Source organism: Pseudoalteromonas sp. SANK 73390 (genome assembly GCF_054966645.1).
This window is the reverse complement of the sequence record NZ_ARPN01000051.1, coordinates 1-9,604: the sequence shown is the minus strand read 5'-3', so window position 1 is coordinate 9,604 and position 9,604 is coordinate 1. Positions and strand designations below refer to the sequence as shown.

Here is a 9,604-nt window from a genome sequence, read left to right as displayed (position 1 = left end):
TAGATGAAATGTTACCTGACGTTGAGCACTCAGTTGCGGATGAAGACGACACATTAGCTGAAGCCTCTATTGATGAAGCTGCAATTGAAGATGAGTTTATGTCTGACTTGACTCAGTCAGATTTTGATTCATTGCTAAACGAGCTTGCTGAACCTCAGCCGATAGAGCCAAGCGAACTTGATGATGTCGAAGTGGATTTTGACTCTTTACTTATGGATGAGGAAGTTAATGAAGACATTGAAAGCGAGACGATTGAAGGCAGTGATGAACAGTTTGTTGATATAGATGACTTACTCGCACAAAGCGATGACTTTGAAAAAGAAGATGAACCATACGTTGATCCTAATATGGATGTAGGATTGACTGACTTTGATAGTTTATTAGCTGGTGAAAATGCGCCAGATGTAGACCTAGAGGAGCAAGGTTTCTCAGCTAAATTAGACTTGGCTAGAGCTTATATTGAAATTGAGGATTACGACTCAGCCAGTAAAGTGGTTGACGACGTGTTAAGTCATGGTCCAGATGGTGTGCAACAAGAAGCCACTTCGCTTAAAGATAAAATCAAGGGTAATACTTAGAGTTTGATGATCTTGCCTCAATTTGGGTAGTGTTTAGAAATCTGTGTCATTTCAGTATTCTTAAGAAAACAGGAATGACACATGACTCAATCTTTCGACTTCAACAAAGCATTAGCTGAACTTCAATCGGGTAAAGGTTTAACAGGCGAAGATGGTGTTTTAACACCACTCATTAAGCAGTTAACTGAAGCAGCTCTAAAAGCAGAACTAGAGCAACACCTAAAATCAGACCCACAACCTAACCGCAAGAACGGTACAAGCAAGAAAACGGTTAAATCATCCGTAGGTCAGTTTGAGCTTGAAACGCCAAGAGATCGTATAGGCTCGTTTGAACCTCAGCTCGTTAAGAAAAACCAAACCAAGCTAACCGCTGAAATTGACCAGAAAATCCTATCCATGTTTGCATTGGGCATGAGCTATCGTGATATTCGAGGCCACGTTCAGGAAATGTACGGCATTGAAATATCAGAAGCCACCATTACAGGCGTAACTGACCAACTAATACCAGAGCTTAAAGCATGGCAATCTCGCGGCCTTGATACGCTGTATCCGTTCATCTGGCTTGATGCTATCCATTATAAAATTAAGGAAAATGGTCGTTATGTTAGTAAAGCCGTTTATACCGTACTTGGTATTAATATCGAAGGTCGCAAAGAGCTACTTGGCCTATATGTATCGGAAAGTGAAGGCGCTAACTATTGGCTCTCAGTGCTAACCGATTTACACAACCGTGGCGTATCCGATATTTTAATCGCCTGTGTTGATGGGCTTAAAGGGTTCCCCGAAGCCATTGGCACTATTTACCCTGAAACAGAGGTTCAGCAATGCGTAATTCATCAAATTCGAAACTCGATGAAGTACGTTGCTTCGAAGCACCAAAAAGCGTTTATGGCCGATTTAAAGCCTGTTTATCGTGCTGCAACCAAAGAGGCTGCTGAAGTTGCGTTAGACGAGCTAGAGGATAAATGGGGAAAGTTATACCCCATCGTTATCGATTCTTGGCGTCGTAAATGGGTTAACTTGTCAATTTACTTCAAGTACCCTGATTACGTACGCAAGGCAATTTATACTACCAACGCAATTGAAGCCGTACACCGCCAGTTTAGAAAACTCACCAAAACTAAAGGTGCTTTCCCTAACGAAAATAGCTTGATGAAATTATTGTATGCGGGCATATTGAATGCTTCGAAGAAATAGACAATGCCAATCCACAGTTGGAACCTGACATTGTCACAATTAGCCATCCACTTCGAAGGTAGGTTAGATGGCGTGCTAGATATTTAGCAACTTAGGCTGACACAGAATTCTGAACGCCCTCTCAATTTGAGGTAACCAATTGGGGCTATTAAAATATCATAGCCCCTTGCCAAGAGTTAGCCTCCGGCAATTTTTACTTTAAACTTTAAAGCTTCTAAAATTTGCTTTAGCTTTTGTCTATCGTCACCCTGAATTTCGATAATACCATCCTTGAGTGCACCACCTTGGCCCATTTTGCTTTTCAGGGTTTTAGCAAGCTTTTTTAAGTCATGTTGTTGTGAATCTATACCGACCACTAACATAACGCCTTTACCTTTTCTGCCTTTTGTTTGTCGCTCAATTCTTATGAAGCCATCTTTAAAGGTTTGAGCGGTTACTTCTTGTTTGGTTACCTTAGTATCAATTCTGCCGACTTCAGTGGAGTAAACTAAGCGATTATCAGACATCTCTGTGACCGTAATTTATCTATTAGATTTATGGATCATAACATTTTTGACTACTGCCCGAATAGTTTTTACCCTGCGGTTGGATTACGCATTTGAAAAAACACATAAAAAAAACACTGTTAGTGAAATTTCTGGCTAAACTTAGCAGAGCGAGTATATTTTAAACAGTATATAGATAACAAATTCAAACCATATTAGGAGCTTAACATGAGTTTGAGCAAAAACGCTTCAGCAGACGGAAAAACTCTAACGATTCAAATAAGAGGTAAGTTTGACTTTAACTTGGTCCAATCATTTCGTCAGGCGTACGCAGATGTAGGGTCACAAACACAAAAAGTGGTGGTCGATTTACGCGAAACTGACTATATGGACAGTTCAGCATTGGGCATGTTACTGAATATGAAAAAAACACTTTCGGACTCGGTTGAGACTATCCAAATTTCAAATTGCCGTCCTCAGTTAAAGAAAATACTGCAAATTTCTCGGTTCGATAAGAAGTTTGATATTGACTAAACGTTTTACATTGAGAGTTTAATTGTGCGTGTACTTGTTGTTGATGATCAACCCTTAAACTGTATATTGCTTAAGACAATGTTAGAGCAGCAGCAATATGAAGTTGTTATTGCTAATGATGGAGCACAGGCGCTCGAGATACTTAGTAAAAGTGAGATTGATATTGTTTTACTGGATGTGATTATGCCAGTGATGAATGGGTTTGAGGCTGCACCAAAAATTAAAGACTTTGCTGGTGATGTGTATATGCCCATTATTTTTATCACCACACTTGAAGACCACACCAGCTTTGAAAAGTGCTTAGCGGTTGGTGGAGATGACTTTATACATAAGCCGTTTGATAAGGTTATTTTATCCGCTAAAATCAAAGCGCATGCTCGTACTCGAAGGTTGAGTCTAGAAGCTAATCAGCAAAAGAAGCAATTAGAGTATCACTACAACCAAATTGAACGTGAACACGAAATTGTTGAGCATATCTTTAGTAATGCTTTAGATCAGTCTTCAAAATATCAAGAGTATTGTGACTATCACCTTTCCCCTGCCTCAATGTTTAATGGTGATATGTTCTTAATGGCAAAAAGTCCTATGGGTGGCTTCTATTGCTTACTAGGTGACTTCACGGGTCACGGGCTTGCTGCGGCAGTGGGGGCGTTACCGGCTTCTCGCATTTTTTACGCTATGGTTAGTAAAGGTATGGCAGTTAATGATATTGCCTATGAGCTTAATCAAGTCTTGAACTCGTTGCTTCCTAGTAACATGTTTTGTGCGGCGGCAATTGTTGAGCTTAGCGAGTCAGGTAAAAGCTTGTCGGTTTGGCTAGGTGGTTTGCCTGATTTGTACTTAATTAATGAAGCAGGGGATGTAGTCGAAACTCTAGAGTCTCAGCATATGGCGCTGGGGATTTTAGACAGTGATGAGTTTGAACGAAACACAATTCACCTTGAAGTTGATACAAGCCAAAGATTATTGATGGCCACTGACGGCATAATTGAAACTGAAAATAAGCAAGGAGAAATGTTTGGCGAACAAAGACTTATTCAAGCACTTAAAAGTACTTTGCATGTTTCTACAGAGCGAATAGTTCAGCATACACAAAGGTTTTCTGAGCATAGTGCTCAACAAGATGACTTAAGTATTGCGATCATTAATTGTTTACCGGGTAAAGTGATAGCCAAGCCCCCCGTTGAATATTCTAGTTTACCTTTTGAACTAGGTGTGAATATCGATGAAAAGAATATTGCTAGTGCGGACCCAATTCTTGAGCTGGTTGACGTACTAAGCAAAGTAAAAGGGATTGGAGAGCACAGATCAAACATCTTTTTATTACTCTCTGAAGCATATAATAATGCTGTCGATCATGGTGTATTAGGGCTTGATTCAGATATTAAGAATAAAGAAGATGGCTTTTTTGAGTTTTATCAATTACGAGAGAGTGCATTAGATAAGTTACAAAGTGCTTTGATAGAGGTAAATGTCAAGTATTCGCCACAAGCTGGAACCCTTAACTTTTCAATTAATGATTCTGGAGAAGGGTTTCGGCCAAAGTTAAATCAAAATCAAGATACAGGTTTACAACAAGAACATGGAAGAGGGCTTAGATTGCTAAAAGAAATAGCAAAAGAAGTATACTTTAATAGTTCAGGTAACGAAGTCACAATTATCTATTCACTGCAATAATTTATTTTCAAAGCTTACGCAGCATGTTAGTCTTGGCATTAAATTTTAGATGTTTGGATGGCTAGATGGTTTCTTTGTATCTTTCACTGTCAGGATTAACCGTAGACCCTGAAAAAGTTGAACTTGCACTTTGTAAGTTAGATCAATTTTTAGATGATCAACACAATATTACTGATGGAGTATGGTCATATTTTATTCCAGAGCTTGGTGAAGGAGGGGCATGTAGTTTGTTTGGACACCTTCAAGAAGCGCCATTTGATCTCAGTGCACATTTGCTGCCGAGCGATAAAAATCGTATTGCTTTGAGTCGACTACAGTCACTGGTAAATTTTGTTCAACAAGCCAGTAATGTTGACTGGTTTGGCATTTATCAAGCAAGGAGTACTAGTGAGGGTGAACAGCTACTAAAATTAGCCTATAGCGGTGCTCCGAGCCGACCACTTTTTCCCATTAATCAAAAATTTGCGGAAACTAGCAATAATGTACAGGTTGTAATGAGTGGTCGCGCTCGTGTAATTAATGATGTACAAGAGTATGTTACCAACGGTGGTGAGTATTATACTTGTGACCCAAAGGTCCAAGCTGAGAGCTGCTTACCATTGTTTGATGATGCAAACAACTGCGTTGGTATCATTGATGCAGAAGCTTTTAGCAAAGATTTTTTTACACCAAACATGCTAGCTTTACTAATTGCTGTATGTATTAAAATCCCTCAATATCTACCAGAGTGATTAAGCTCGTTTTGACAAAAATTTATGTTAATATGAGCCGAGTTTAAATTCCACAGTTCAGCAATAACGGCACCTGTATAGTGATCACGTTGTTGCTGATAAAACATAAAATAAGAGATGACCATGTTCAGCGAACTAAAACCACTACCTACAGATCCGATCCTTGGCTTGATGGCTGCTTATAAGCAAGATACAAACCCGAACAAAATTGATTTAGGTGTTGGGGTTTATAAAGATGAACACGGTGATACACCAGTGCTAAAAGCGGTTAAGCAAGCTGAAGCATTTAGATTAGAGAATGAAAAAACGAAGTCTTATATTGGTTTAGCAGGTAATTTAGATTTTTGTCACAAGATGGAGCAGTTGCTACTTGGCGAACATCGTACGTTACTTGCAAATAGAGTTCGTACAGCGCAAACCCCTGGTGGTACAGGTGCATTGCGTGTAGCGGCTGAGTTTATTAAACGTTGTAACAGCAATGCAACAGTGTGGGTTACAACACCGACATGGGCAAACCACATTAGCTTATTTGAAGCTGCTGGTTTGACTGTTAAAGAATACCCTTATTATGATTATGAAAACAAAGGGCTACTTTTTGATGAGATGATCAATACGCTAAAACAAGTACCTAAAGGCGATATTGTATTACTTCACGCATGTTGCCATAACCCAAGTGGTATGGATTTAAATGAAGAACAATGGAAAACGGTTGCTGAGCTTGCAAAAGAAGTTGGCTTTACACCTTTGATTGATATTGCATATCAAGGTTTTGGTTCAAGCTTGGATGATGATGCAAAAGGTTTACGTTTGATTGCTGATACTGTTGAAGAGTTGATAGTATGTTCATCTTGCTCAAAAAACTTTGGTTTGTACAGAGAGCGTATTGGTGCCTGCACGTTGATAGCTAAAGATGCTGCAACAGCTGATATCTCAAACTCAGTATTATTAAGTGTCGTGCGCAGCATTTATTCAATGCCACCTGCACACGGTGCTGACATCGTAAATACGATTTTAAGTAGCGAAGAGCTAACTAAAATGTGGCACGAAGAGCTAGATGAAATGCGAACACGAATAAACGGTTTACGCACACTGATTAAAAATAGTTTAGCAGCCAAAGGTGTCGATCAAGATTTCTCATTTATTGACAGGCAAAACGGCATGTTTTCGTTTTTGGGTATTAATAAAGAGCAAATTGAACGTCTACAAAAAGAATATGCAATATATATTGTTGGCTCTAGTCGTGTGAATGTAGCGGGTGTAAGCCATACAAACATAGATTATTTTGCCAATGCTGTTGCAGATGTTTTAAATAAATAAAGTGAAAACTTAAAAAGCCGCATCATGCGGCTTTTTCACTCACTGATAGAGCGTTTGTTCTTGTAAAAGACTTCATAGAAAAAAGCCACTAGCTTTACAACTAAGCTTCTTTTAGTGGTGTTACGTTTTGTTCATTAGATTGAGTCACTGGCTTTGACTTTTTTGCGGCTGCTGATTTGGCCTCGGGCTTACCCCCTTTCAAAACCATTAAAAACGCATCCTTTTGCTTTGCAATTTCTAAGGCTAAAGACTCAACTTGTTGCTCGCTCAAAGGTACGTCAACTTTAGCAAGCATTTGTTCTAGAGACTCAGCGACATCTAACATTTTGTCGTATGCATCGGCCTCTTTTTTACTGGTAAAGGTCATGCGCTCGACTCCGTTTCTTTCAACCACATACTTAATAACAACAGCCATCATCACTCCCACTAAATACTGTTTTTTTATACAGTAAAACTTTGCGCTAAATTATGCAAGGTTTAATTGAATTTCAATCATACGTGCTAGTTCAAATAGTACAACTTTATTAAATAATCTTAGCTCTGAATAAGCGAGTCTACCAAATTGAGCAATTTAGCTCACTCTAGGTGTTGCTTTCATTTGTAATTGGCGGCTATTACAAGTGAAAGCGCCTTAATATTAAAGAGATATCATCATTGGATTGTAAGTAAGAAAATTAACAAAGTATTTCCTATTGAAAAGCCTTTATTCAAACCAGAGGATAAATAAAAATAATAGTGTATTTTCATCATCTATTGCTTGACAAAATTTGATTACTTTTCTTTATTTAAAGTCCTTTTGTAGTAAATGTGGTACCGATTACAAAAGGTAATTAAGGACTAAACTAGTTAAGGAACTACTATGATGCAAACAATTTTACTTGTTGTAACGCTTTTTATTGGTTTTGGTGTTACTGCCAACCCCCTCGCTCAAGAAGTACATACGGACGAAGTCGCGAACATTATCACTGATGAACTACAGCCAATTGATATTAACTCAGCACCCATTGAGCAGTTAACATTGCTACCAGGTGTTGGTCAAAAAAAAGCTCAGGCGATTATTGATCATCGTCAAACATATGGCAGATTCGATAGCTTAGAATCATTACTACAAGTTAAAGGGATTGGTGAGCGTATTGCTGCCAAACTGGAAGGGAAAATCCGCTTTTAAAATAGGCAAGGGGCCCTGCTTTGGCCCCTTTACGTTTGTTCTGACTTAAATTGCTCTACTGCCTTAGCTAAATTAGATTGAGCGAATAGAATCTCTATTGGTCTGGTTAGTAGTGGGTAACTAAGCCCAGCAGCAAGTAGAATTGGCAATAAGCTCCAACCCTCAAAATAGGCTAAGGCTATAAAAAAAGGGGTTAATACTGAGAGTTTAGTTATACGTAACAACACCTTTTTTGTTGCGGGTAGAGCGTCTAAGGCGATCGCTAGTATCAACTGCCTATCACGTAGCTTATACCCTTCAAGCGCTTTGATAGAACCTAAACGAATAGTCATTTTGATTTACCAACTATAGTAGCAGCCATTATCAAAATAAAACTTAGGCTGTAAAAAGCAAAGATGATCTCCATCCAGCCTGGCATACTCATGTTCATAAATGACCAGTCTATGTTACCACAGTCACCTGTTGCTGCGAAAAAGGCCGGCAACCATTCGTGTAAAGGCATAAAGGAGGGGAAGTTTGGTACTATATCACACGTAAAAGCGAATGGGTCTGTCGTGGTTTGCATATTGATATGCTCACGTGCTATCAGCCAGCCCCAGATGCTACTAATGCCCCAAATTGCTAATCCCGTACCTTTGTATAGCCAATTCGAGGGCGATATATAGCCGACAATGCCTGCACCGAGTAACCCAAGCATTGCTGTACGCTGATATATACACATAATACATGGTTCTAAATTCATGACATACTGGAAATAAAGTGCGATCAGCTCAAATAATGCAGCACTTAAAGCAAGTAAGGCCCAAGCCTTTTTTGAAGATGGCAAGCTACTTAACCAATTCATATCCACTCCTAGGTTTATTTTTGTGGGCTATTATGAGCCATAAACTGTTTTAGCTGCAACTAATCTTGTTAGAGTCTGCAATCAAGCTCAGTCACCTTCTTTGCTTGTTAGTTGAAAATCATCTGGTACAATCAGTGGTTTGCAGAAAGTGCATTCACATATTCAAACAAAGTGGTGTTAAATGAGAATTTTCAAAGCCAAAAGCCCAGCTGGATTTGCTGAGGAGTATATTGTTGAATCTATATGGAATGGAGAATTTCCGCCTGGTTCTATTTTACCCGCAGAGAGAGAGCTATCAGAGCTAATTGGCGTTACCAGAACTACTTTGCGTGAAGTACTTCAGCGTCTAGCCCGAGATGGTTGGCTTACCATTCAGCACGGAAAGCCAACGCGCGTGAATAATTTTTGGGAGACTTCAGGATTAAATATCTTAGAAACGTTAGCGCGTTTAGATGAAGATAAAATGCCTGAGTTGACAGATCAGTTGTTGTCGGCGCGCACTAATATCAGTGCCATATATACACGTGCAGCAATTAAATTTAACCCAGAATCGGTAATAGAGATTTTATCGAAAAGTGATGAACTAGAAGATACTGCAGAGGCATTTGCTGAGTATGATTATCGGGTTCATCATCAATTAGCGATTGCAGGTAATAACCGTATTTATGTTTTGGTACTCAATGGCTTCAAGGGCTTGTATTCAAAAATTGGCGGTCATTATTTTTCTGATGTACGTACCAGAGAGCTTGCTAGGCAATTTTATAAAGACCTGACTGTTTTAGCGCAAGAGCATAATCATGATGGTGCGATTTCACTCATGCGTAAATATGGTCATAAAACGGCCGAAATTTGGCAGCAGCTTCGTGGTGAAATGCCCGATAATATTATGGATTAAGTTAGATTTAAAAAACGCCTCGTTTAACGGGGCGTTTTTGTAACTACTAGGGGGGGTTGATCTTTGTGGTGTGTTTTTGCAGCAGTTATTCGGGTGTTTCCCCAAGGCAGAACCTGCATCCATAGTTATTTTATAGTAAGTCAGGTGATAAAGTAGAAAAAATGCCCGAATGGCGCTG

11 protein-coding genes and 1 pseudogene are annotated in these 9,604 nt (G+C 39.2%); 8 read left to right on the top strand and 4 right to left on the bottom strand.

Annotated features, from left to right (window positions below):
• Both SANK73390_RS06915 and SANK73390_RS06910 read left to right on the top strand, forming a co-directional pair.
• On the top strand, positions 1–578 hold a 578-nt coding region (locus tag SANK73390_RS06915), incomplete at its 5' end, for a FimV/HubP family polar landmark protein (RefSeq protein WP_462764905.1).
• Positions 579–659: 81 nt separating this feature from the next.
• Positions 660–1,862: pseudogene (locus SANK73390_RS06910) on the top strand (IS256 family transposase).
• Between the two features lie 89 nt (positions 1,863–1,951).
• Here SANK73390_RS06910 and SANK73390_RS06905 read toward each other — a convergent pair.
• The gene (locus SANK73390_RS06905; RefSeq protein ID WP_261594858.1) at positions 1,952–2,281 is read right to left on the bottom strand and encodes an SUI1 family translation initiation factor; all 330 of its coding nucleotides are present in this window, start codon (positions 2,279–2,281) and stop codon (positions 1,952–1,954) included.
• 207 nt (positions 2,282–2,488) lie between these two features.
• Here SANK73390_RS06905 and SANK73390_RS06900 point away from each other — a divergent pair, with 207 nt between their 5' ends.
• From SANK73390_RS06900 to SANK73390_RS06885, 4 genes are all read left to right on the top strand, one after another.
• The gene (locus tag SANK73390_RS06900) at positions 2,489–2,794 is read left to right on the top strand and encodes an STAS domain-containing protein (RefSeq protein ID WP_261594857.1); all 306 of its coding nucleotides are present in this window, start codon (positions 2,489–2,491) and stop codon (positions 2,792–2,794) included.
• 24 nt (positions 2,795–2,818) lie between these two features.
• Positions 2,819–4,471, top strand: a complete 1,653-nt coding sequence (locus SANK73390_RS06895; protein WP_462764902.1) for a SpoIIE family protein phosphatase — start codon at positions 2,819–2,821, stop codon at positions 4,469–4,471.
• Between the two features lie 65 nt (positions 4,472–4,536).
• Positions 4,537–5,202, top strand: a complete 666-nt coding sequence (locus SANK73390_RS06890) for a GAF domain-containing protein (protein WP_462764900.1) — start codon at positions 4,537–4,539, stop codon at positions 5,200–5,202.
• 123 nt (positions 5,203–5,325) lie between these two features.
• A complete protein-coding gene (locus SANK73390_RS06885; RefSeq protein WP_462764898.1) occupies positions 5,326–6,519 on the top strand; it encodes an amino acid aminotransferase in 1,194 nt (397 codons plus the stop codon).
• A gap of 100 nt (positions 6,520–6,619) precedes the next feature.
• Here the strand turns inward: SANK73390_RS06885 and SANK73390_RS06880 are convergent, their stop codons facing one another.
• Positions 6,620–6,934, bottom strand: a complete 315-nt coding sequence (locus SANK73390_RS06880; protein WP_462764896.1) for a YebG family protein — start codon at positions 6,932–6,934, stop codon at positions 6,620–6,622.
• A 444-nt stretch (positions 6,935–7,378) separates the two neighbouring features.
• Here SANK73390_RS06880 and SANK73390_RS06875 point away from each other — a divergent pair, with 444 nt between their 5' ends.
• Positions 7,379–7,687: a ComEA family DNA-binding protein gene (locus tag SANK73390_RS06875; RefSeq protein WP_462764894.1), complete on the top strand. Its 309-nt coding sequence runs from the start codon at positions 7,379–7,381 to the stop codon at positions 7,685–7,687.
• A 29-nt stretch (positions 7,688–7,716) separates the two neighbouring features.
• On the opposite strand, the gene SANK73390_RS06870 is transcribed toward SANK73390_RS06875, so the two are convergent.
• Positions 7,717–8,019 (bottom strand): DUF6170 family protein, encoded by a 303-nt coding sequence (locus SANK73390_RS06870; protein WP_462764892.1) that lies wholly within the window; start codon positions 8,017–8,019, stop codon positions 7,717–7,719.
• Complete coding sequence (gene dsbB, locus SANK73390_RS06865; protein WP_462764890.1) at positions 8,016–8,531, bottom strand: disulfide bond formation protein DsbB; 516 nt, start codon at positions 8,529–8,531, stop codon at positions 8,016–8,018. The genes SANK73390_RS06870 and dsbB overlap by 4 nt, the downstream gene beginning before the upstream one ends.
• A gap of 181 nt (positions 8,532–8,712) precedes the next feature.
• Here dsbB and fadR point away from each other — a divergent pair, with 181 nt between their 5' ends.
• On the top strand, positions 8,713–9,426 hold the full coding sequence (fadR, locus tag SANK73390_RS06860; RefSeq protein ID WP_462764888.1) for a fatty acid metabolism transcriptional regulator FadR: 714 nt from the start codon (positions 8,713–8,715) through the stop codon (positions 9,424–9,426).
• Positions 9,427–9,604 lie beyond the last annotated feature (178 nt).

Excerpts from the sequence above, each read along its gene's own strand:
- SANK73390_RS06905 (WP_261594858.1), bottom strand. The coding sequence starts at position 2,281 with ATGTCTGATAATCGCTTAGTTTACTCCACTGAAGTCGGCAGAATTGAT.
- SANK73390_RS06900 (WP_261594857.1), top strand. The coding sequence starts at position 2,489 with ATGAGTTTGAGCAAAAACGCTTCAGCAGACGGAAAAACTCTAACGATT.
- SANK73390_RS06890 (WP_462764900.1), top strand. The coding sequence starts at position 4,537 with ATGGTTTCTTTGTATCTTTCACTGTCAGGATTAACCGTAGACCCTGAA.
- SANK73390_RS06885 (WP_462764898.1), top strand. The coding sequence starts at position 5,326 with ATGTTCAGCGAACTAAAACCACTACCTACAGATCCGATCCTTGGCTTG.
- SANK73390_RS06880 (WP_462764896.1), bottom strand. The coding sequence starts at position 6,934 with ATGGCTGTTGTTATTAAGTATGTGGTTGAAAGAAACGGAGTCGAGCGC.
- SANK73390_RS06875 (WP_462764894.1), top strand. The coding sequence starts at position 7,379 with ATGATGCAAACAATTTTACTTGTTGTAACGCTTTTTATTGGTTTTGGT.
- SANK73390_RS06870 (WP_462764892.1), bottom strand. The coding sequence starts at position 8,019 with ATGACTATTCGTTTAGGTTCTATCAAAGCGCTTGAAGGGTATAAGCTA.
- dsbB (WP_462764890.1), bottom strand. The coding sequence starts at position 8,531 with ATGAATTGGTTAAGTAGCTTGCCATCTTCAAAAAAGGCTTGGGCCTTA.
- fadR (WP_462764888.1), top strand. The coding sequence starts at position 8,713 with ATGAGAATTTTCAAAGCCAAAAGCCCAGCTGGATTTGCTGAGGAGTAT.